This is a genomic window from Nocardia iowensis (assembly GCF_019222765.1).
Lineage (GTDB): Bacteria > Actinomycetota > Actinomycetes > Mycobacteriales > Mycobacteriaceae > Nocardia > Nocardia iowensis.
In genome coordinates, this window is record NZ_CP078145.1 from 4,274,452 (window position 1) to 4,296,945 (window position 22,494).

The window sequence follows — 22,494 nt, forward strand, 5'->3', positions numbered from 1 at the left end:
CCGGGCTCAGCTGATCGCATGGATGATCTCCCGCGCCCGGTCGACGTAGCGGTGCTTGCCGTTGGCAATCCGCTGGTACCCGGCCTCGGCCACGGCGGCAGCCTTGTCGGGATGCGCCGCGCACCGGTCGAGAATGTCGGACAGCTCGTCGGTGCCGGAGAACAGAAAGCATTCGCTGGTGTCCTGCAACAGCTCGGCATGTTCGTCGGTGCGTTCGCCGACGAAAAGTCCACCGGCGGCGGGCACTTCGAAGGTGCGGCAGGTGTGGGTGTCGCGGTTGTCGGAGTTGAGCAGCACCAGATTGGCCGTGACGCCGGCGACCACCTCGGAATACCGCTCGCCGTACACGGCCCCACCCACTTCGGCTCCGGTGGTGCGCAGTTCGGGCACTCGCCGCCAACCGGGACCGCGCACCAGCATGCGGGAGCCGTGGACGCGGGCCAGCCCGACCAGGTCGGCCCGCCGGTCCGGACGGCACACGCCGATGAAACCGACCAGGAACTGCCGGGTCCCGCGGCGCGCGGTGGGGTGATGCCAGGCCGGGTCGTAGGCGCTGCGCACGAAGGTGACCGCGCGGGCGCCCCGGTCGCGCAACTCGGCGACGTTGTGACGTTTGGTGGTGACGACGAGGTCCCATTCCGGTTCGTGCGCAAGGTATTCCGCGCTGATGTTCGCGGGGTTCAGGACATCGTCGGCGCTGTAGTGCACCCGTACCCGCGCGGGGAGGTCGAGCAGCCTGCGCTGATCGAGGTGAACGCCCTTGAACACGAACAGCAGATCCGGCCGGAACTCGGCGGCGGCGCGATCGATCTCGGCGTGCAGGGCGGCGACATTCCATGGCGCTCGGCGTCGCGCGATTTTGGCGTACACCCATGGTGCGGAAAGTCTGGGCGGCAAGGTGACCCGAGTGGTGTCGATGACGACCACGTCGTGCCCGGCCTGCCGGAACCCGTCGGCGAGCGAGTGCGCGTTGCTGCCGACCCAGTCGTCACCGAGGTAGAGAATCCTCATGTCCCGCCCTCCTCCCGCATCAGCACAATCGCGGGACCGCTGGCGGGCGTTACCCGCTCCCGGTTGATCAGCGTGCGGATCCGAAGCAGATACCAGACGGCGACGGTGAATTCGACGACGACGGTGCCGTAGACCAGCGTCCACACCGAGTGCGTGCGGAACGCGATGGCGAGTGCGGTGGCCGCCACGCAGGTGCCGAGGATCGCGCCGATCAGCACGCCGGTGGTGTCCTGGCGCACCGGAAGCACGGCCGTGGTGACGAACGAGGTGATCGCCGTCGCGGGCAAGATGAAGGTCTCCACCCGCAGCAGGGCGATCGCGGCGGTGAAATCCTCGCCGAACACCAGGTGGATCAGCGTGGGCGCCGCGAGCCATACCGCGGCGGCCGCCACCGTCGCGGTGCAGGCGCAGGCGAACAGTGCCTGCAGGGCGTGCCGCCAGAAGTTGTCGTCGGCGCTCTTGCGTGCCATCCGGGGGAGCAGCGCGAAACCGATGGGGTCGAGGGTGGATTGGATCGCCCGCACCAATCGGTCACTGGCGGAGTACAGGCCGAGTGACACCGCGTCCAGCACGCCCGAGTACACCGCCGCCGCGCCTTGCCCATACGTCGTCACCAACAGCCGCGAGGTGAAAACCGGTGCGCCGGTACGCAAGATGGTCCACGCACCGCGCGGCCGGGTCGGCGGTCCGAAGGTGCGCAGCGAATCCCACCAGGTGAGCACGACGGTAGGGATGGACGAGACGAGCAGGCACAACACGGCGACCTGGGCACTGGGCATTCGAGGCAGTACCGCCACGAGCAACACCAGGTAACCGATCCGCCCGACCGCCTGATAGGCGGTCGAGGCGCCGAACCGGCCCTGCCCGATGAGCAGCCAGTCCTCCGACACCGACCAGAAGCCGCCCGCGAACAGCCCGAGCAGGATCATCTCCAGGTGCGCCGGCGCACCGGCCGCGTAGCTGAGTCCGAGCCCGGCACCGAGAAGGCCGAGTGTGCCCGCGCGGATGACCAGGTAGTCGCCGCGCAATTGGTTGATGTGCCGGAAGCGGTCGCTGCCGAGTTCGGGGGCTTTCGCGTCGTGCACCCGTGCGGCCAGGTACGAGGTGATGCCGAGATCGACGAGCAGTGAGCCGATGAAGTACGCCGACATGCCGATCGCGAGCAGGCCGAGACCGTGTGCGCCGAGCACGCGGGCGATCAGGGGCACGGTCACGATGGTGACGACGTACTGCCCGTACTTGCCGAAGCTGACGTAGCCGATATCGCGGAGCACCGCGAGGAATCCGTGGCGGCGCTGGGGGGTTCGCCGATGCGCGCCGCCGGGGGTGTGCGGCCGGTCGGGGTCCGGCGCTGCGTGCTCAGCCATGCGGGGCTCTCTCCGGTGAATGTGGTGTGCCCGCAGCGCCGTTGCGTTGTGCGATGTCGTTGAGGAAGGCGGCGACCGTGCGCGCCGTTTCGGTGATGTCGAAGTCCTTGGCGCGCAGGCGAGCCGCCGCGGCCAGCCGGGTGCGCAGCGCGGCGTCGCCGATGAGGGTGTCCAACGCGGCGGTGAGTTGGTCTTGATTTCCGCCGTCGACCAGCAAACCGTTGACGCCCGGCTCGACGATCTCCGCGGGACCCCCTGGTACGGCGGCGATTACGGCGCAGCCCGCGTGCATCCCTTCCACCACGACCTGGCCGAAGGGTTCGGGGAGTACCGAGCTGTGTACCAGGATGTCGGTGTCGCGAAGGAATTCGGTGGGGTCGTCGACGTGCCCGGTGAAGGTCACCGGTAGTGCCAAATCACGCGCGAGACGTTCGAGTTCGGCGCGGTACGGCTCTTCGTCGAAGAAGGTTCCCCCGATCAGAAATACTTGGCGTGGGCGCACTTTCGCCGCGGCGACCGCGCGCAGCAGCACGTCCTGGCCCTTCCAAGGTGCCAACCGGCCGACCACGGTGACCACCGTGTCGGCGGGCGGGCGCTGGCCGGGACGCGGCGCGTCGGTGCCGAGTTCGACGCCCGGGTAGGCCACCAGCGCGCGCCTGCGTCCGACCGGCAAGGTGCTCAGGGTGGTTCGGCTGTTCGCGAGGTAGCCGCGGCTGACGAGTCGCCCCAGCAAGCGCAGCACCAGGGTGGGCAACCGCCCGAAGTAGTCGACGGCGAGCCGATCGTGCACCTGCCAAACCAGCGGAACGCGCGCGCGGCGTGCGGCTACCGCGCCCATCACCAGCGCCTTGCTACTTTCCGCCACCACGATATTCGCGCCGAGCTCCCGGGCGGTGGCGCCGAGGGCCCAGCCGAGCCGGAGGAGCCCGAGGAACCCGGCGACCAGGCGCAGCGGGCCGGCGCCGATGGTCATCGCCCGGCTGTCGAATCGGCCGCGCAGCACCCGGGTTTCGACTCCGCGTGCGCGCATGCGTTCGACCATGGGTCCGTCCTCGGTGTAGACCATGCCGACATCCAGCAGCCCCTGGTCGTGCAGTGCCGCGACGAGCCGGAGCGTGGCGAGTTCGGCGCCGGACGGCGCCGCGGTGTGCGCGAGAAACAGTGCTTTCGTCATTGCCTGATTTCCCGGTACATCGCGAGATGCCGCCGCGCTGTCACATCCCAGGAGAATGTTTCCGCGTGCGCCCGGCATTGTTCGGGGGTGGGCACGGTGCCGTGCAGGGCGGTGACGATGCGCGCGCCGAGTGCGTCGGCGTCGCGGGCGGGCACGATGAGCGAAGGGTCGAGCCCGAGCACCGAATCCGGTAGGCCGCCGCAGTCGGTGACGATCGGTGCGCGGCCCGCCGCCAGCGATTCGAGCGCGATCAAGCCGAACCCTTCGAGGGCGGTGGTCGGCACAACGGTCAGCTCGGCCTGTTCGTAGAGTTCGGTAAGGCGCTGATCGTCGACGTGCCCGGCGAACTCGACCGAGGTCCCCAGTGACGTTGCGGCGGCGCGTAATTCGGTTTCCGCTGTGCCGGTGCCGACGATGACCAGCCGAGTAGTGGGATGCTCGGCGAGCACACCGGGCCAGGCGCGCAGCAGGGTGTCGATGCCCATGCGGCGTTCGAGTCTGCGAACACACAGCACCGTCCTGGTCTCCGATTGCTCTCGAATCGGTGCGGCGGAAAAGCGATTCAGGTCGACGCCTGGCGCGATGACCGCGATCCGGTCGAGCGGAACCCGGTAGTCGGTATAAAGTACCTCGCGAAAGTGGTTGGACAGCACCACGAATCGGTCCGCGCCGAGGTAACGCAGCCGTTCGAGCGCATACTTGGCACGCACCGCGATCGCGCTCTGCCCGGTGAGCCTGCTTTCGGCGGCCCACGGCCCATGAAAATGGACGACCAGCGGCAGCCGTCCACGCCGATCGATGGCGGCGGGGCCATACAGGCAGAAGTGCCGGTCGAGCACGGTGCCGCGGTGCAGTTCGGTGCGATCGAGGAACGCCGTGCTCGCGCGGCGCAGGGTGGATCCGCCCAGCCCACCCCAGGATCGGGCACCCGGCACCGCCGGGGATGCCCCGCCGAAGGCCGCCGCTGACACCTCGACCCCCGGCTGCCCGGCGAGGGCGTGGAACAGTTCGGTGAAATACCGATTGAGCCCACCCGGCGCGGACGCGAACCACTCGGATCCCGTCATGTGCACCCGGACTATCTCGGTACCTCCCGTCACCCATGCCCCCTACTGGCGGTGATGGTGGACGAGCCGCTGTCGGTGAACTCGTCGCTCCCGCAAAAGTCTAGGGGACCAGCCCTTGCTGGGCGGGCAGTCGGCGAGCAATCGACGGGTCAACCGAGATCGAAGAGATTCGGCTGCCCGGTCCGGTAACGCGCGGCGTCCAGCTGCCGCAGCGGTTCGAACGCGGGAATCGAATCGCGGGTGAACAATTGGACCCGCGCGGCGGGGGAGCCCGCGGCGTCCAGCAGCGCGTTGACCGCCGCACGGCCCGCCTCGTTGGCGCCCTCCATGGTGGCCAGGTCGAAGTTGGTCCGCACGTAGTCGGCGGCGAGGAACAGGTTGGGGATCTCGGTGTGTGCGGTCGGCCGCGCCGCCCAGGAGCCGATGGTGTTGACCAGCAATGGTTCATCGTTCTGGTTCTGGCCGTGCTGCCAGCTGATGCCGGGGTCGAGCAGCCAGTCCCGGACGATGCCGTCCTTCAGCTGGATTCGGCCGTCGTCGTTCAACGCGGCGGTCAGCTGCGCCCAGGTCTCCTGGTAGATCTCCTCGCGCGTGCAGTGTTTGGCGGTCTTGCCGAACAGGATGCCAGGGGTGTCCCAGTCGGCGATGTCGATGGTCAGACCGTCGACGATGGTGCCGTCGCCGTATTTCGCGGCGTAGTCGACGTCCCAGAACGCGCGCTGCGAGTACGTGGTCAGCCGCCATGGCGCGTCGAGGTAGATGTTGTATCCCGCACCGAGTTCCAGCTTCTCGGTGACGAACATCTGCATGCCGTTCATCCAGTCGAGGGTGAGCTCGTCCATTCGCGCCAGCTGGGGATCGAGACCGCGAATTTCGGGCGACCACAGGCGTCGGGCGCGGTCCGTCGGTACCGCGCAGACGTACCAGTCGGCCTGATGAAGGCGGGTCGCGCCGTCCGGCTGACGGATGCGTGCGCCGCCGATCCGGTTGCCGTCCACCACGAAGCCGTCCAGCGCGTGGCCGGGTAGGAATCGGACGCCCCTATCGCGCAGCAGCGCGATCCACGGATCCAGCCATGCCTCGTTGGTCGGGCCGTTGAGCACCTCGTAGACCTTCGGGCCGCCGGTGAGCTCTTGCAGCAACGCGATGAAGAAGCCCTCCATCATGTTGCCCATCGTCCGGGTGCTGGCGACGTATTCCTTCGCCGCGACGAGGGCGCGCGTCAAACCCGTTGCGGCCAAGGCCTGGAACTGCGTGGACCGGGTCGCGGCGCCGACGAAGTCCCACCAGCTGACGTGTTCCCACTGCCCGAATCGGCGCTCTTCGCTGGAGGTCAGGTAGGTGACGACCCGTCCGGCCATGTGGATCGCCTCGGGTAGCGGGATGAGGTTGTTCTTCAAGAACACCTCGATCAGGATGCGCTGCAACCCCTCCGGCGTGCGGGCCTGCTGCGGATCGAAATAGAACCCGAACATGAGCGGGAATCCGTCCGGCAGATTCCCGGCCCGTGGATAGCGCGGGTCGTTGACCGAGAACGGAATCAGGTTGTCGCGGACCGTGTTCCGCGTCCCCGGTAGCGGAATGCGGCGCATGGTGTCGTGCACGTGGTGATAGAACGAGGTGAAGCCGCGGGCGCCGTGCTCACCGGGTAGCGGTGCGCGGCCACCGATCCCCGTTCCCGGCAGTGGGATAGTGCGCGACTTGCCGCCGAGCTCCTTGCGGTCGAAGACGGTCACCTCGAAACCCCGTTCGGCGAGCTCATGGGCCGCGGTGAGTCCGCCGATCCCGGCGCCGAGCACCGCGACGCTGTTGCGGGGCGGGCCGTTTCGCCTGCGACCGACCTGCGCAGCCGCCGGGCCCGCGGTCGCCGCCAAACCGGCGGCCCCGGCCAAACCCGCCGCACCACGCAGTACCAACCGCCTGCTGACCGCGGTGTCCCGATATTGAGCTGTCACTGCACGACCCCGTTCGCAAATCTGACGATTCTGATCGTCATATTTAGCAGATGGACGCTCGCGATGGGAGACAATGCGGAGATGACGAGGAAGGACCAGCGATGAGCAGCGCTCCCAAGCAGCGACGACCGGTGCGGCCCTACGGCGGGATCGATGCGGCCGATCGGGTCGCGGCGCGGCGCGGCAAGCTGCTCGACTCGGGTCTGGAACTGTTCGGCACGCGGGGCTACGCGGCGACCGGGGTCAAGGACCTGTGCCGGACCGCGGGACTCACCGACCGGTACTTCTACGAATCCTTCGGCGGCACCAAGGAACTGTTCGCCGCCGTGTTCGACCGTGTCATCGACGAACTGTTCGAGGCGGTCGCTGTCGCGGTCGACGGCGAACCGCCGCGAGGAACCCGCAAGCTGCACGCGGGCATCGGCACGTACCTCACCGCACTAGCCGAGGATCCGCGCAAACTCCGGATCATCTTCGTCGAACCCACCGGGGCGGGCGCGGAACACCGCATGCGGGAGGCATTGTGGCGGTTCGCCAGGTTGGTGGCCGAGACCGCTACCGCCGCCCGCCCCGAAGCACGGCCACCCGCGGTACTGGTGGACATCTATGCGCTGTCGGTCGTCGGCATGCTCGAGCGCGTGCTGGTGGAGAAGCAGGGCGGGCGGCTGGACGTGCCGATGGCCGAGTTGGTGGACTATTGCACGGCATTCGCCGGTGCGTCGCTGGCCGCGCTCTACACCGGCCGGATAACCGAACAAGCCGGTCGCTCCGAAGTCGGCTCCGGCACTACGGACTGACGCGCTCGTCGCTCTCGGTTAACTCTCCGGTCGGTAGCCGCGATGCATAGCGTGAGGTAGATTTCACAACGAGTTCGTGCTCGGCACGAACCGACCCGCGGGGGACTGGCGGGAGGACATGCACAGTGGGGACCCAGGGTTCCGCGGCCGAGCGAGCCGGTATCGCCGAGGGCGATATCCGAGTGCTGGTCGAAAACGGCGAATACTGGCTGCGCAATCGCGGCGATATCGCGATGATGGCCGTGACGGTCGAGCGACTGCGCGCCCGGTGGCCGCGTGCGCGGATCGGGGTCCTCACCCATCAGCCCGGCATCCTGCAGGCAATGCTGCCCGAGGCGGAACCGCTCTGCGGACCGGACTGGAATTGGCGTCCGGACGGCTGGCACGGCCGGCTCTCCCGCACGGCGGGAACACGATTGGTCGGACCTGCCGCATTGCGCTGGCGGGCGGCGACGGACGGACCGAAGGACCGGCTACGGGCGCTCCGCTCCGCGGCGGCCCGGCGGCGGGCCGCCGGACCAGGTATCACCGAACACGTCACGGTGCCCGAAGACACCGAATTTCCGGTGGAGATCCCGGCCGCCGTCGAACAGGCATCCCTGGTGCTCGCGCTCGGCGGCGGGTACATGACCGATATCGACCGCTATCAGGCACACCGCACGTTGAACCTGCTCGAACACGCCCGATCGCTCGGCATTCCGACGGCGCTGGTCGGGCAGGGAGTCGGTCCGCTGCGCGATCCGGCTCTGCTGCGCCGCGCGAGCGAAGTACTGCCGGGCGTCGGCTTCCTGGCGCTGCGCGAAGGACGGCGCGGCCCGGAACTGCTGGCGCGGTTGGGTGTCGCGCCCGAGCGGGTGCTGGTCACCGGTGACGACGCGGTCGAATTCAGCTATCGCCTGCGGCAGGCCAAGATCGGCGCGGATATCGGATTGTGCCTGCGGATCGCCGACTACTCGCGGGTCAGTGCGGCCGCGCAGGCGACGCTGGGCCGGGTGGTCCGCGCCTGCGCCGGGCAGCTCGGCGCGGGTGTGGTGCCGCTGATCATCTCCGAATACGCCTCCGAGGACCGGCTTTCCACGCTGCCGCTGCTTGCGGGTGCGAGCGGTGCTCGGCCCGCCGTCGGCCGTGGCGGCACCCCACACGATGTCGCCAGGCAGGTCGCGGGCTGCCGGGTACTGGTCACCAGCGCCTACCATCTCGCGGTTTTCGCACTGTCCCAAGGTATTCCGGCGGTCGGCATCACCGCCTCGGAGTATTACGACGACAAGTTCCACGGGCTGGCCCAGATGTTCGGCACCGGGCTGCGGATCGTGCACCTCGACGACCCGGCGTTGGATCAGACGCTGACCGACGCGGTGCGCGACCTGTGGGACGAGGCCCCCTCGGTGCGAGATGCTTTGCAGCAGAAGGCGGTCGAACAGATCGACGCCAGCAGGGCCGGGCTCGAACGGGTCTTCCGGCTGGTGGAAAGCGGCCCGGTGCGCCCGGGTCATCACCGAGGGGGATAACTGATGACGACACTGTCGGTTTGCGTACCGGCGTATAACTCGGAACGCACGCTGGCCACGACACTGCGCTCGGTGCTCGACCAGGACGTGGATTTCGAACTCGTCGTGCTGGACAACGCCAGTACCGACGAGACCGGCGCCATCGCGTACTCCTTCGACGATCCGCGGCTCCGGGTGCTGCGCAACGACACCGTGCTGCCGATCGGGGACAACTGGAACAAGGCGATCCGCGCGTCCACCGGTGACCTGGTGAAGGTCGTCTGCGCCGACGATGTGCTGCGCCCGGGTGCGCTGGCCGCGCAACTCGCGGTGATGACCGGCGACCCGTCCATCGCCATCTCGTCGAGCCGGTTCGAAGTGATCGACGAGGACGGCGCAGTGCTCGAGACCGGGCTCGGCCTGGCCGGATTGCTCGGCAGGCAGTCCGCGCGGGCGCTGGCACGGGTCATCGTGCGGCGGGGGCCCGCCGACTTCGGGCCGACCGCGGCAGCGATGTTCTATCGCAAGCACTTCGATCTGGTCGGCGGGTTGCGTGGCGACCTGGTGTTTCCGATGGACGTCGACCTATTCGCCAGGGTCTCGTCGTTCGGGGAGTTCTTCGGGATGACCGAAATCCTGGCCGCCTGGCGCAATTCGTCGTTCAACCTGTGCAGCCGCACCTCGACGGTGAGCAAGCTGACCGACATGTACCGCTTCCACCACCGCATCGCGGGCGACTATCCGCACCTGGTGAGCCGTGGCGACGTGCTCGCGGGTGACACCCGGCTGGCCCGAGCGGCGTTGCACCGCTTGCGGGTTCGCACGGTGGCCACCGTACGGAATCGGCCGGATCTGCTGGTCTGAAGTACTGCTCGGCGAAGCGGCGAACGCCGGAACCGAGTCGCGACGGAACTCGGTCCCGGCGGTCACCAGGAAGACCGAACGGCTATCTCAGATCGTCCAAAGTCGTCCGTAGGTGTACACCGCGTCACCGCTGGAACTGACCACCTTGACGAACGGCCGAATCGTGGTCTGCCCGACCACACCGGTGACGGTGCCGTGGAAGCCGGACATCCGGAGGAATCCCGCCGCGCCGGAGATGTCGCCACCAGCGCATTCCACCGTCTGGATACCGGGGCCGAAGCCGACCTCGATTTCGACACCCGCCCGGGGAATCAAACCGTCCAGCTTGAGGATCGCGCCGTCGCCGCCGCCGAGATCCACCCCCAGACCGGGGGTCGAGTAGTTGAACTTCAACTTCCCGCTCAGCGTCGCGGGGTAGCCGACCTGATAGCCGATGGTGATGTGCCCGCGCCAGTCGCCGGCGTTCGGCCCGGCGACCCGGTATGCGGCCTCGCCATTGTGAAACCACTCGCGCGTCAACGGATTTCCGTCCAGCGGCGGCACGAAGTCGATACGAGTGTCGGATTGGATCGCCTCGATCGAGCGATCCTGCTGATCGATGATCTGGTTACTGCTGTCGACGACCGCTCCCGCGGCGCCGGTGCCGAAGACCAGCCCCGATGTCACGATCGTTGCGATCGCGAACAGGCGGATGCCTCGGCCGCATTGCTGCGTAATGTCCCTCATCTGGTTTTCCCCTTTTGCACACACACCTGGCCGAGCTCGGTAACGAATCATGTCATAACAAGCCATTGCGCAATCGAACAACAAACCCGTTGGGGGACAGCGAATTCGAGGCAAATCATCCTCCCCGCACGGTCGAGTCGGCCGGGTTGTCGACGATCCAGCAACCGTCGAGCTCCGGATAGCGGGCGCGGACCTCCGGCAGCAGATCGGGCAGCGTCAGCAGCACGAGATCCGGTCGGGCGGCGACGAGTTCGCCTGGCGCGATGATAGGCACATCGGTGCCGGGCATCCGGTGGCCCTGCTTGGCCGGCGCCGCGTCGGCAACGGCCGTGATCAGTCCGCGGTCGACGCCCGCCAGACTGAACAGCGCCACCGCGCGCGATGCCGCGCCGTACGCGTAGACCCGGTCGCCCTGTATCGCATGCCGGGTGAGCCAGCGCCGCAACGCTTCGGCGTGCCCGTCGGCGGCCTGCTGCAAGCGGCGAACGGCAGCGGGCTCGGTGTATCGGTCCTCCTGCCGCCGGATTTCGTATGTCGCGGCATCGGGTCGATGCGTGCCGTGGCGCGCGGCGACGAGCACGGTGCCCCCGTACAGGTCGAACCGCCACGCGGTGGTGATGCTCATGCCCGCGCGTTCCAGTAGCCGAGCGAGCGCGGACAGCGAGTAATAGGCAAAGTGGCCGTGCCGCAGCGCATTCCACTGGCCGGTGGCAACGATGGTGGCCAGCGAATGGAATTGGATCAAGAGCAGACCGTCCGGCGCGGTGGCCGCGGCCCGTTCGGCGAAGGCCGCCCGCTGATCGGGCTCGTGCATCAGGCCGAAACAGTCCAGCACCACGTCGGCGACGTCACCGGTGGGGAGGTAGCCGCGCTCGGTCAGCAGCGGCAGCCAGGTGCCGCCGTGCGGACTGCCGAACTCGCGCACGGTCTTTCCGCGTAGCAGGCCGGATTCCGCGACCTTGGCGACGGCGGCCGCGGCCTGTTCGCGCAGCGCGGCCGGTTCGATGCCACGCGGCTCTTCGGTGCGGGTGTCGTCCTCGGCCAGCTGTGCGAGACCGCAGTGCGCGCACAGATCCATCCGCAGCGGGTGGGCGGTCTCGGCGAGGCCCACCGGCGTGCTGGCGAGCGGAAAGTAGTCGGCGGCGGGCACCAGGCCGAGATCGAGCACCGGGGCCAGTTCGGTGCCGTGGCAACCTCGACAGCGGTACCCGCTACTCGGCGGAACCACGGCGGGCTCTTCCGTTGACGGCCGAAGACGCGGATCGGCGTGGCACCATGGCTGAGTGCGCATCGAGCAGACGGAGCTCGCCGATGTCCTTGTGCTGGTGCCGGACCCGTACCGCGACGAACGCGGCTTGTTCACCAGGACATTCGATGCGGTGGAGTTCGACACCTACCTCGACATGCCGGGTGCGGCGGCCGCGTTCCAGCAGGATTCGCAATCCCGGTCGGCCGGGGGCGTGATCCGCGGCCTGCACGGCCGGATCGGGCGCGGCGAAGCGAAGCTGGTGCGCTGTGCGCACGGTGCGGTGTACGACGTGCTGGTCGACATTCGGCGCGGCTCGCCGACCTTCGGCCGGCAGCAGGCGTTCCGGCTCGACGACGAGACGTTCCGGCACCTCTACGTGCCGCCCGGATTTCTGCACGGCTTCCAGGCGCTCACCGCGACCGCGGACGTCTGCTACCGCATCGACCGCCCGCACGACCCCGCCGAGGACATCGGGGTCGCCTACGACGATCCCGACCTGGCCATCGCCTGGCCGCTGCCGGTCACCGTGGTATCGGCACGCGATGCCGCCGCGGGGAGCTGGCGGCAACTGCTCGCGGCGCTGTGACGGTGGCCGGTGCCTAGGTGACCGGGACACGTGCTGGTCCGGTCTGTCTCCGGCGCATCGAACCATCGAGAACTCCGGTGTCGCGCAGCTTTTCCAGCCGCGGCAGCCGGGTGAACTTCTGGAAGAAGTCGTCGTAGGTGAGGCCGCGGGCGGTGTATTCCTGGAACAGCTCATCCGCTCCGGCCTGCACGGTCCACAGCGCGCGAAACCCGATCGCGGCGCGGGCGGCCGAGAAATCGACCCGGTAGGACCGCGGGTCGGCGCCGCTCTCGCCGGTGATGTTCAGCCGGGAGCCGGGTACCGCCGCCACCACCGCGCGGGCGATATCGGCGACGGTGAGGTTGTTGGCCTCGGTGCCGATATTGAAGGCGCGGGAGTGAATCGCCGCGGGCGGAGCCGTGAGGCAGTTGGCGAAGGCCCAGGCGATATCGCGAGCGTGCACCAGTGGCCGCCACGGTGTCCCGTCGGAGAGCACCTTCACCTCACCGGTCAACGTGGCGTAGCCGACAAGATTGTTCAGCACGATGTCGGCGCGTAACCGTGGTGAGAAGCCGAATGCCGTTGCGTTGCGCAGGAATACGGGGGAGAAGCCGGAGTCGGCGAGGGCGGCCACGTCGTCCTCGACGCGTACTTTGCTCTCCGCGTACGGGGTGATGGGGCGCAGCGGCGCGTCCTCGGTGACCAGGTCCGCGCCCGCGGCGCCGTAGACCGAACAGGTGGAGGCATACAGGAATCGCCGCACCCCGGCCTCTTTGGCGAGCCGGGCCAGCCGGACCGAGGCGTGATGGTTGATGGCATAGGTGATTTCGGGGGCCAGCGCGCCGAGTGGGTCGTTCGACAGCGCGGCGAGATGGATCACCGCGTCGAAGCCGCGCAAGTGGTCGACGGTGACGTCGCGCAGGTCCATGGTCAGCCCCGGCGGATCGCCGGGCAGGTCGCCGAGCACGCAGTCGGCGAAGAACCCGGCATCGAGGCCGACGACGTCGTGCGCGTTGGCGCGCAGCACCGGCACCATGACGGTGCCGAGGTACCCCTGATGTCCGGTGAGCAGTACCCGCATGGCTACGAACCTCCGAAATCGATGACAGCCTTGTCGAGCACGAATGCTTCGGCGTGCCCGGTATGACATTGCACGCCGCGCAGCCTGGTCAGCGCGGTGAACGCCTGCTCGTCGAACCAGTCCCGGTGTGCCTGGGACGGATAGTGCTTCAGCAGCAGCCTCGCCTTCTCCTCGGCGAGTGCCGGAGTGAGCCGATGGAACACGCTGGGGGCGGGGGTATCGGTCTCCCACTTGAGAATTTCGTAGCCGAGCACCAGGTGATCCCGGAATTCGGTAGTGACCAGCTCGGCGAGCACCCGATGGTCCTGATGCGCGTCGCCGCGTTGCGGCGCGAAGACGAGGTCGGGCTGGGCGCTACCCCGAAACATGTTGAGTTCGTGCTTGATTCGATCCCAGTGCGCGGGTGCTCGGCCGTCGGGCAGGTCGAGCACGGTGAGGTCGATCGCCGCGCCGGGGCAGAACGCGTCCAGCGCAAGGGTTTCCTCGTCCGCCCGTGCGGTACCGCCGCCGGACAGCACCAGGGCGCGCACCCGCAGTCCCGGGTACCCACGAGCGAGCGTCAGGAGTGTGCCGCCCATGCCGATGGCGATGTCGTCGCAGTGCGCGCCGAGGACGGCGATCTCGGCAACCGCCCCGACGGTCAGCCGGATCACGCGTGCTCCCAGACCATCCAGGGCCGGGCGCCCGATTGGTAGCCCGCGTCGAGTTCGGCCCGCTCCTTGAAGGTATCGGCGGGCTTCCAGAAGCCCAGGTGCTGATAGCCGAACAGCCGTCCCTGCCCGGCCAGCGTGCCGCAGGCGTCCGCGACCAGATCGCCGCCCGGCGGCAGCAGGTCGAAGATCTCCTGGCTGAGTACGAAGTAGCCGCCGTTCTCCCACAACGGCATTCGCGATACCGGCATGATCTCCTTGACCTCGCCGGTCGGCTTCATGTCGACGCAGTGGAACGACGACTGCGGCGGCACCACCATCATCGAGGCCGCGGCGCCGGAAGCGCCGAATTTCTCGATCATGTGGTCCAGTGGCGCGTCGGTGAGCACGTCGGCGTAGTTGGCGAGAAAGTGCTCGTCGTCGGCGACATATTCGCGCACCCGGCGCAGGCGCTCGCCGATGGCCGATTCCAGGCCGGTGTCGACGAATGTGATCTTCCAATCGCTGATGTCGGAGCGCAGCATTTCCACCCGGCCGTCCCGGATGACGAAGTCGTTCGACACCGATTCCTGATAGGTGAGGAAGAAGTTCTTGATGTGCAGGCCGCCGTAGCCGAGGCACAGGATGAATTCCTTGTGCCCGTAGTGCGCGTAGTAGCGCATCACGTGCCAGAGCAGCGGTCGCGGACCGACCAGTTGCATTGGTTTCGGGATCATGTCATCGGTGCCATCACGCATCCGCATGCCGTACCCGCCACAGAACAGCACAACCTTCATCGTGCTCCCCTCCCTGTCATTTCCGAATATCGAGTGCTGTTCACGTCGTTGTGATCGGTGAGATCGGCACGGTGCAGTGCCGGAAGTGGATAGAACAATTCGCCACCCCACGCGGCGATATGGCGAAGTTGCTCGGTGATCTCGGCTTCGAGATTCCACGGCAGTACCAGCACGACATCGGGCCGATCCTGGTCGATCCGTTCGGGCGGGTGGATCGGGATCCTGGTACCCGGCGTGAATCGTCCGTGCTTGTACGGATTTCGGTCCACCGTGTATTCGAGCAGGTCGGTGCGGATGCCGCAGTAGTTGAGCAAGGTGTTGCCCTTGCCCGGCGCGCCGTAGCCGACGACGCGGTTGCCTGCGGCGCGCTGATCGAGCAGGAATCGCAGCAGGTCGTGCCGGACCGCCTCGGTGCGCGTCCGCAGCTGCGCGTAGCCCTCGGCGCGGTGCAGGCCCGCCTCCTGTTCCAGCCGGAGAACTTCGGTGACGCGATCGCTCGGCACGGCGCCGACGCGGGCGGGCCTGGCCCACAACCGCAGTGAGCCGCCGTGGGTGTCCAGCAGTTCGACGTCGACGACCGACAGGTCCGCCGTCGCCAGTGCCCGCTGGGCGGAGTGCACGGTGTAGTACTGGAAGTGCTCGTGGTAGATCGTGTCGAATTGGCCGAGGCGCAGCAGGTTCAGCGCGTGGTGCACCTCGATGGACAGCCAGCCGTCATCGGCCATCAGCGTCCGCAGCGCTCTGGTGAAGCCGCGCAGGTCGGGGACGTGGGCGTAGACATTGTTGGCCACCACCAGATCCGCCGGTCGCTGTTGTCTGCGGATCTTCGCGGCGGATTCCTCGTCGAGGAAGGTCGTTTCGGTGGGCACTCCGGCCGCACGTGCGGCGTTGCCGACGTTCACCGACGGTTCGACGCCGAGGCAGGGGATGCCCGCTGCCACCACGTGCCGCAGCAGGTAGCCGTCGTTGCTGGCCACTTCGACGACGAACGAGTCGGGGCCGAGGGCGAGCCGGTCGATAGCTCGGGCGACAAAGGTTTGCGCGTGCCGCACCCAGCTGTCGGAGTACGACGAGAAATACGCGTACTCGGTGAACGTTTCCGCCGGGGTGATCAACGCCGGAATTTGCAGCAGCAGACACTCCGCGCACAGCCGAAGGTGCAGCGGGTAGGTTGATTCCGGTAGATCGAGTTCCTCGCGCGCGAGGAACTTCTCGCACGGCGGCGTCGCACCCAAGTCGAGAACGCTCGTCAATCGCTCGGAATCACACAGTCGACATCGCACGAAGCCCACCTTCTGCTGAGAGTCGTACCCCCGGCGCATTGCCGGCGCACCCCTGAAGTCGACTCGATGCAGTGAGACGTTACAACGAAAGTGCCGCGTGTCGCTGGCGAAATCGGCTGGTCGGGAAGTAAATTCCGATAATTCTCCACCGTTTCCGGCAGGTAGCTTACCGGCGGCTATCGGAGGGCTTAGTGGTTTCCACTCGGGGAGACGAATTCGCCTGACGGTAGCGAAGCCGCGCGACCTGGGCTCATATGGCGATGGACGGGCAAAACATACCGGGGCGGAAAACCGACCGCCCCCCTGTTGGCTACCGCGTGGAACACTTTGTGGCCCTGGTGATTCGATATGTGAAACGGATTGTGTTCTGTAACAATCTCCTTCTGGCCACCGAATGAGGGAAAAACCCGGGGTGGCCACCGATGGTGCCGCGGGGACCGATCAGTGCAGATCGGGGGGCTTCTTCTTCTCTCCCACGGGGAGGTGCGTGTTCATGAGCTTCGAGCTCGCCGACAACGACGATCTGGACGTGCGTCGATCGCCGACCATCATGCCGCGCTCGGAGCGTGAACGCTGGCAGGTGGAGTATGTAAAGCGCTTGGGCGCAACGGATTTAGCGGTGATCGTCGTGGCGATCGCGCTCGCGCAGATCATCCGTTTCGGCGGGCCCGCCGCGCCACCGCTGGCCTGGCATCTGCCCTACGAAGTGGGCTACACCGTGGTCTCTGGGGCGCTCGCGCTCACCTGGGCCGTCTTCCTCGCCGTCGGCAACACGCGGTCGCCACAGGTGGTCGGCAGCGGCACCGAGGAGTATCGGCGGTTGGTCGCGGCGACGCTGCGGCTGTTCGGTGTCCTCGCCATTGTCGCGCTGATCTTCCAGATCGAGTTCGCCCGTGGCTATTTGGCGATCGCACTACCGCTCGGTCTGTTGGGCCTGATGCTGAGCAGGTTGCTGTGGCGGATCCACGCGCGACAACTACGCGCGCGGGGGGAGTACCGTACCTCGGTCCTCGTGGTCGGCTGCGCGGAGGCGGCCCAGGCGATGGCGAACGCGTTCGCCCGCGACCCGGCCTCGGGATACCGGGTGGTCGGTGTATGTATCCCCAACGGGCTCAACGAGATCACCGAGTACATCCGCGACCCGTCGGGGCACACCTTCTCGGTGGTCGGCAGCGATCGCACGGTGCTCGACGCGGTCCGCCGCAGCGGCGCGGACACGGTCGCGGTCACCGCGACCGATCACCTCGGGCCGATCGAATTGCGCAGGATGGCTTGGGAACTCGACCCGATCGGGGTGGAGCTGATCGTCGCGCCCGGCGTGGTCGATATCGCGGGTACCCGGCTGACCAATCGCTTTGTCGCGGGCGTACCGATGCTGCACATCGCCAAACCGCAATACGACCGCGCGAAGTCGACCGGCAAGGCGGTGTTCGACGTGTGCTTCGCGGCCGCGGTACTGGTGGCGATCGCGCCGACCATGCTGGCCATCGCGATGGCGGTGAAGATGACCAGTCCGGGGCCGGTGTTCTATCTGTCGGAGCGAATCGGCCGGGGCGGTAAGCCGTTCCGGATGATCAAGTTTCGCAGCATGTACGTCGAGTCGGACGCGAGTGTGGACGCGCTCATCCAGCGCCACGGCGGCAACCCGGTCTTCTTCAAGATCAAGGACGATCCGCGGATCACGCCGATCGGCAAGTTGCTCCGCAAGTTCAGTCTGGACGAGCTGCCGCAGTTCTTCAACGTGCTGCGCGGCGAGATGAGCGTGGTCGGGCCGCGCCCGCAGGTGCAGCGCGAAGTGGACAGCTATGACGGCGAGATGCGGCGCAGGCTGCTGGTCAAGCCCGGTGTCACCGGGCTGTGGCAGGTCAGCGGCCGGTCCGACCTGTCGCTGGAAGATTCGGTGCGGCTGGATCTTTCCTACGTGGAGAACTGGTCCATGGTGCTGGATCTGCTGCTCATCGCGAAGACGATCGGCGCCGTGACCCGCGGTGCGGGCGCCTACTGAGCCGCCGGAAACTCCTCGGCAAGTTCCTCGAACAGCGCGGTGTTCATGGCGAATGCACGCTGTCCTTCGTCGAGGACACGGCGGCGTTCCAGGTCGTCGAGCGGCAGTTGGTCGAGCAGGCCGCGGTATTCGCGCTTGAACGCGGCCGGATTGCCGACGCCGTCGAAGACGTAGAAGCGGACGCCGTCGCCGCGATGCGGGAGGTTCCAGAGCTTTTCGGCGGTGCCGCGGATGACCTGGCCACCTGAGAGATCGCCGAGGTAGCGGGTGTAGTGGTGGGCGATGTAGCCGGCGGGCCAGTCGCGGGCACACTCGTCGATGCGCGCGGCGTAGGCCGCGGTCGCGGGCAGCGGCTCGAGGCCGTCACGCCACTGCGGGCCGATCAGGTGCGCCAGGTCGCGCTCGAGTTCGGCGGTGCGGGCCAGCTCGGGGCGGATGAACGGCCCGGCGATCGGATTCGCGGCGAGGGTGTCCCAGCGGTCCTCGAGTGCGCGGTAGATGAACCAGAGCTGACCGGTGTAGCGGTGATACGAGTCGACGCCGAGCGCGCCGCCGAGCATATCGCTCATGAAACGCGAGTTCTCCGCGTCTGCGTGCTGCTGTTCGGTAGCGCTGCGGATCTGCTTAGAGAACGGTGTTGCCTCCGACATATCCGAACCACCTCACCCGATCGCCGCAGGCCGCCTTCTGTGCTGGCAACCCTAACCAGCTGGTTTGACGATACCGGTTCCGGGTGCGCGACGCACGGACCTGCTCACTGAATGGGCGGCGGCCTGCGGCGACGGCTGGGCCGGATCCGGCGCACGATCGGGCGGCGCAGCGAACCGAACCGGCGCAGGATGCGCGGCCGCCGGACGGTCCGGTCGAACCATTCGCCGAGGGTGACACCGGCGGCCAGCGCGCAGCCGACACCGAATGCCAGCAGCAACTGGTTGGCGCCGAGCACCAGCTCGTCGTTGAGGACCGCGTACAGGCCGCGGTACAGCTTGAGACCGGGCAACAGCGGGGTGATGCCCGCGACGGCGACGACCAGCGGGGGAGTCAGCGCGCGCCGCGCCATCAGACCACCGGCCATGCCGATGACGCTGGCGGCGACGCCCGAGGAGAGCACCGGACCGAACCCGATCTGCTGCACCAGCAGATAGCAGATCGTGCCCGCGGCGCCACTGCCCGCCGCGGCGGCGAGGGCGCGTTTCTCGGCGTAGCAGGCGAGCGCGAAGGCGAGCGCCGCGACGGCACCGGCCACGATCTGGACCGGCAGGTCGATGATGTCGTTCGACGGTGTCACCAGGATCGGCGGCACCGTGGCGTCGAGGAGCCAGCCGATGCGCAGCGCGAGCGCGATGCCCGCGATGATGCCGCCCGTCATCATCATCACCTCGAGCATGCGCGCCGTCGAGGTGATCGGTGCTCCGGTTATGCCGTCCTGCACCGCGCCGACCAGTTGTAATCCACTGAGCAGCACGGTGATTCCGGCCGCGATGATCAGCGCCGGATCCACCTCGATGCCGAGCGGGCCTGCCAGGGTGGCGAGCACCACGGCGGGGGTTGCGGCGATCGCACCACCCACCATGTGCTGGAAGAAGAACGGCAGACCGTAGCGGTTGAGCACGCGGTTGACCCGGTCGATCGCCAGCGTGGTGCCGAAACTGACCGCCGCGACGACGATTCCGCCGCCGAGCAGCGCGGCGATCGCGGCCGCCAGCAGCGACCAGCCGAAGGTGGCCGTCCAGCGGTGGTAGGGGTGCGGTGCGGAGGTGATCGCGTCCAGCGCGGCGCGGGCGTCCTCCGGCGGGACCACCTCGTTGCGGATGCGCCGGGTCAGCCGGTCGACGGCGGCGAGCCGGGTGAAGTCCAGCGACCGGTAGTGCACGATCCGCATGGTGCTGGCCGGCGGCAGCAGTGGACCCCGGTCGGCCCAGATCCTGATGGCGTCATAGGTCACGTCGATATTGCAGCGAGACAGCCCGTAGGTGGCGGCGATGAATCGGACCTGGGTAGTCGTATCGATCACGCCGGTGCCTGAGGCCAACACCACCTCACCGACCCGGACCGCCAGATCCAGCACCTCGGCGACCCGCGCGTCATCGGTGAGATCGATCGGCTGCAGCGGGGAGGGGGCCGCGACGATCGTGTCCGCGGTCGCGGGCCGATCGGCCACCAGCAGCCCGACCGCCTGGCTCACCACCGGCATCCGCCGTCCGCGTCGGAACAGCCGCCGCCGACCGAGGTGATCGACCCGGGTCTCGGTGTTGTCGCCTCCCGGCGGCGTGCCTGAATCCATGCACGCGAACGTAGTCACCTTCTGGCGACCTTCGCATCCGGGCTGGCACACCGGCCCGCGCGGCGCGTGTCGGGGGCCTGGTCGTCCACCCCGACCCGACTCCGGTATCGACGTGGCCAAACCTTCGACGCAACCTCAGCTCGCCCGGGTGGCGGTCGGTACTAGCTTCTCAGGCTGGCGACGTCGGTGAAGGCTCCGTCGACAAGTAGCGGGACTGCGTTGCTTGTGTCGAGTTCGGTGGCTATGGCGACGTCGTCTGAGAATCCACCGGTTGCGAGTTCTCGGCCGGATGCGCAGTTGGCGATCATCGTGGGGATGTTGTCGGTGCCGTCGTGGGAAGCCTTGGCGGCGAGGGCTTCCGGGGAGAGGGCGCCGGTTTCGCGGGCTGCCAGGGCGGATGCCACGGCGCCGGCGCCGAGCCAATCTTCTACTGCGGGGCGCAGAACGTTCTGGCCCGGCCAGTGTTCGCCTGCCGCGATGACGGTGACCGGGTGATCGACGGAGCCCCAGCCTTGTTGTGCGATCCAGCGAGCCACCGCGGTTGCGTTCCGAAGGCATGCGGCGACTACCGGGACGCCGTTTACAGCGGCCGAGATGGCTGAACCGTTGGGCGACGGCAACACCAGACGTGGCGTGGCGGGCGCGCGGCGTAGTGCTGCGGGGGACAAGGACCAAGGTTGGTCTGCCGACACCGCTCGGCGGCCGACCGCCAGCACCGCATCCGCTTCAGCGGCGAACTCGGCGGCCGCTCCGTCGCGCCAGGGATATGGCAGAACTTGCGTTCCGGCGTCGACTGCGACGCTCACCGACGTGGTGAAGGACAGAACGTCAACGACGACAACGCAGGCACTGTGCGGCCCAAGTGTTCGCGCGCCTGCCAGCCCCCAGTCGAGTCGTACGCCCCACGACCGCTGCCTCGACCAATCGACGTCGGTCATAGTTGCCCCTTCTTCGGAAACGTATCCGGCGTCGACAATAAGGCCGAAACGAGTCGGCAAGGCCACCGGCGAGGTCGGATACGGCTGGCCCGGCACGGGTCGCGCACCGGGAAAACTCCGTCGTACGCGTGTGAGTACCATTGCCGCTGAGGCTAATTCGGTTGCTCTGCCCGGCTCGGCGGGGGACTATTTCGGGATGCGCTTCTCGATCAACATTCCGAACTTCGGCGACTTCGCCGATGCCAGGACGGTGGCGATGGCCGCTGCGGCAGCGGAGCAGGCGGGGTGGGACGCGTTGTTTGTCTGGGATCACGTGGTGCTCGATAAGGCCGAGCGCCGAGATCAACCGTTCGGGGATCCGTGGATGCTGCTGACCGCGGCGGCGTTGGCAACCTCCCGCATCAAGCTGGGTACTCTCGTGACCCCGGTGGCGCGGCGGCGGCCGGAACAACTCGCCCGCCAAGTGGCCACCTTGGATTCCCTCAGCGGCGGAAGGGTTATTTTCAGCGCCGGTCTCGGTGGGCCGATTGCGGACGAATTCGGTAGTTTCGGCGACACGACCGACCCGGTCGTGCTGGCCGAGCGCTTGGACGAAGGCCTGGATCTATTGCAGCGCTACTGGTCTGGCGAGCGCGTCGACCATGACGGGCGGCATTACCGAGTTCGGGATGTCACGCTGCTGCCCGCCACCACGCAACGCCCTCGTCCACCGGTGTGGATCGCCGGATTCTGGCCTCATCGCCGTCCGATCCGCCGAGCCGCCAACTGGGACGGCGTGGTCCCCCTGTTCACCACAGCCGGTCACGGACAGCTACCACCGCTCGACCAGGTTCGCGACTTGGTTACCGAAATCCACCGCCACCGAAAAGACCCGGACACCCCATTCGAGGTAGTCCTCGGCGGTGTCAGCCCAGGGGACCCCGCCAAAGCACGTGATCTGATCGCCCCATTCGCCGACGCCGGTGCAACCTGGTGGGACGAGCGACAACTCATGACCACCGACGCTCTCCATCGCCTCGCACCGGTCATGCGGCGCATCAACCAAGGCCCGCCCGCCCTGTAGCGCTGGTCCGCGGCCCGGCGAGTCAGTCGGAGCGGAGCACCTTGTCCCCGATGTCGAGTGTTCGGCGGACAGACGACGTAATTCCTTGCTGCGAGACTGTTTTCACTTCGGGAAAGGAGTGGAGATATGGCCGAGGTTTGTCCGCAGTGTAA

Annotated in this window: 20 protein-coding genes; 6 read left to right on the forward strand and 14 right to left on the reverse strand. The window is 67.7% G+C overall.

The window, feature by feature from the left end:
• Positions 1-6: 6 nt before the first annotated feature.
• The 5 genes from KV110_RS19685 to KV110_RS19705 all read right to left on the reverse strand — a co-directional run bounded on the left by KV110_RS19685 (position 7) and on the right by KV110_RS19705 (position 6,574).
• Entirely contained in the window at positions 7-1,011 is a 1,005-nt protein-coding gene (locus tag KV110_RS19685; RefSeq protein WP_218477820.1) for a CgeB family protein, read from the reverse strand.
• Positions 1,008-2,378 (reverse strand): lipopolysaccharide biosynthesis protein, encoded by a 1,371-nt coding sequence (locus KV110_RS19690; protein WP_218477821.1) that lies wholly within the window; start codon positions 2,376-2,378, stop codon positions 1,008-1,010. Before KV110_RS19690 ends, KV110_RS19685 begins: the two co-directional genes overlap by 4 nt.
• A complete protein-coding gene (locus tag KV110_RS19695; RefSeq protein ID WP_218477824.1) occupies positions 2,371-3,552 on the reverse strand; it encodes a glycosyltransferase family 4 protein in 1,182 nt (393 codons plus the stop codon). Before KV110_RS19695 ends, KV110_RS19690 begins: the two co-directional genes overlap by 8 nt.
• Positions 3,549-4,619 carry a glycosyltransferase family 4 protein gene (locus KV110_RS19700; protein WP_218478654.1) on the reverse strand — a complete coding sequence of 357 codons (1,071 nt, stop codon included), beginning with the start codon at positions 4,617-4,619 and terminating at the stop codon, positions 3,549-3,551. Before KV110_RS19700 ends, KV110_RS19695 begins: the two co-directional genes overlap by 4 nt.
• A gap of 149 nt (positions 4,620-4,768) precedes the next feature.
• Positions 4,769-6,574, reverse strand: a complete 1,806-nt coding sequence (locus KV110_RS19705) for a hydroxysqualene dehydroxylase (protein ID WP_246634646.1) — start codon at positions 6,572-6,574, stop codon at positions 4,769-4,771.
• 101 nt (positions 6,575-6,675) lie between these two features.
• Here KV110_RS19705 and KV110_RS19710 point away from each other — a divergent pair, with 101 nt between their 5' ends.
• From KV110_RS19710 to KV110_RS19720, 3 genes are all read left to right on the forward strand, one after another.
• Entirely contained in the window at positions 6,676-7,371 is a 696-nt protein-coding gene (locus KV110_RS19710; RefSeq protein WP_218477826.1) for a TetR/AcrR family transcriptional regulator, read from the forward strand.
• 125 nt (positions 7,372-7,496) lie between these two features.
• Complete coding sequence (locus KV110_RS19715; RefSeq protein ID WP_218477828.1) at positions 7,497-8,879, forward strand: polysaccharide pyruvyl transferase family protein; 1,383 nt, start codon at positions 7,497-7,499, stop codon at positions 8,877-8,879.
• 3 nt (positions 8,880-8,882) lie between these two features.
• Positions 8,883-9,722: a glycosyltransferase family 2 protein gene (locus KV110_RS19720; RefSeq protein WP_218477831.1), complete on the forward strand. Its 840-nt coding sequence runs from the start codon at positions 8,883-8,885 to the stop codon at positions 9,720-9,722.
• 87 nt (positions 9,723-9,809) lie between these two features.
• On the opposite strand, the gene KV110_RS19725 is transcribed toward KV110_RS19720, so the two are convergent.
• A complete protein-coding gene (locus KV110_RS19725) occupies positions 9,810-10,448 on the reverse strand; it encodes an MspA family porin (RefSeq protein WP_218477833.1) in 639 nt (212 codons plus the stop codon).
• 115 nt (positions 10,449-10,563) lie between these two features.
• On the reverse strand, positions 10,564-11,676 hold the full coding sequence (locus tag KV110_RS19730) for a class I SAM-dependent methyltransferase (RefSeq protein WP_246634647.1): 1,113 nt from the start codon (positions 11,674-11,676) through the stop codon (positions 10,564-10,566).
• A gap of 55 nt (positions 11,677-11,731) precedes the next feature.
• Here KV110_RS19730 and rfbC point away from each other — a divergent pair, with 55 nt between their 5' ends.
• Positions 11,732-12,283, forward strand: a complete 552-nt coding sequence (gene rfbC, locus KV110_RS19735; RefSeq protein ID WP_218477837.1) for a dTDP-4-dehydrorhamnose 3,5-epimerase — start codon at positions 11,732-11,734, stop codon at positions 12,281-12,283.
• A gap of 13 nt (positions 12,284-12,296) precedes the next feature.
• Here the strand turns inward: rfbC and KV110_RS19740 are convergent, their stop codons facing one another.
• From KV110_RS19740 to KV110_RS19755, 4 genes are read right to left on the reverse strand one after another with little or no spacing between them, the layout of a single operon-like run.
• The gene (locus KV110_RS19740; RefSeq protein ID WP_218477840.1) at positions 12,297-13,343 is read right to left on the reverse strand and encodes an NAD-dependent epimerase/dehydratase family protein; all 1,047 of its coding nucleotides are present in this window, start codon (positions 13,341-13,343) and stop codon (positions 12,297-12,299) included.
• A 2-nt stretch (positions 13,344-13,345) separates the two neighbouring features.
• Positions 13,346-13,996 carry a PIG-L deacetylase family protein gene (locus KV110_RS19745; RefSeq protein ID WP_218477842.1) on the reverse strand — a complete coding sequence of 217 codons (651 nt, stop codon included), beginning with the start codon at positions 13,994-13,996 and terminating at the stop codon, positions 13,346-13,348.
• The gene (locus KV110_RS19750; protein ID WP_218477844.1) at positions 13,993-14,769 is read right to left on the reverse strand and encodes a glycosyltransferase family protein; all 777 of its coding nucleotides are present in this window, start codon (positions 14,767-14,769) and stop codon (positions 13,993-13,995) included. The genes KV110_RS19745 and KV110_RS19750 overlap by 4 nt, the downstream gene beginning before the upstream one ends.
• The gene (locus KV110_RS19755) at positions 14,766-16,052 is read right to left on the reverse strand and encodes a class I SAM-dependent methyltransferase (RefSeq protein WP_218477846.1); all 1,287 of its coding nucleotides are present in this window, start codon (positions 16,050-16,052) and stop codon (positions 14,766-14,768) included. The genes KV110_RS19750 and KV110_RS19755 overlap by 4 nt, the downstream gene beginning before the upstream one ends.
• A 493-nt stretch (positions 16,053-16,545) precedes the next feature.
• Between KV110_RS19755 and KV110_RS19760 the strand changes: the two genes are divergently transcribed.
• The gene (locus tag KV110_RS19760; protein ID WP_218477847.1) at positions 16,546-18,057 is read left to right on the forward strand and encodes a sugar transferase; all 1,512 of its coding nucleotides are present in this window, start codon (positions 16,546-16,548) and stop codon (positions 18,055-18,057) included.
• Here KV110_RS19760 and KV110_RS19765 read toward each other — a convergent pair.
• From KV110_RS19765 to KV110_RS19775, 3 genes are all read right to left on the reverse strand, one after another.
• Complete coding sequence (locus tag KV110_RS19765; RefSeq protein ID WP_218477848.1) at positions 18,051-18,707, reverse strand: biliverdin-producing heme oxygenase; 657 nt, start codon at positions 18,705-18,707, stop codon at positions 18,051-18,053. The genes KV110_RS19760 and KV110_RS19765 overlap by 7 nt on opposite strands.
• Before the next feature lie 104 nt (positions 18,708-18,811).
• Positions 18,812-20,251 (reverse strand): threonine/serine exporter family protein, encoded by a 1,440-nt coding sequence (locus tag KV110_RS19770; RefSeq protein ID WP_218478658.1) that lies wholly within the window; start codon positions 20,249-20,251, stop codon positions 18,812-18,814.
• A gap of 251 nt (positions 20,252-20,502) precedes the next feature.
• The gene (locus KV110_RS19775) at positions 20,503-21,279 is read right to left on the reverse strand and encodes a 2-phosphosulfolactate phosphatase (RefSeq protein ID WP_218477849.1); all 777 of its coding nucleotides are present in this window, start codon (positions 21,277-21,279) and stop codon (positions 20,503-20,505) included.
• Between the two features lie 196 nt (positions 21,280-21,475).
• Here KV110_RS19775 and KV110_RS19780 point away from each other — a divergent pair, with 196 nt between their 5' ends.
• Complete coding sequence (locus KV110_RS19780; protein ID WP_218477850.1) at positions 21,476-22,342, forward strand: LLM class flavin-dependent oxidoreductase; 867 nt, start codon at positions 21,476-21,478, stop codon at positions 22,340-22,342.
• Positions 22,343-22,494: the final 152 nt, after the last annotated feature.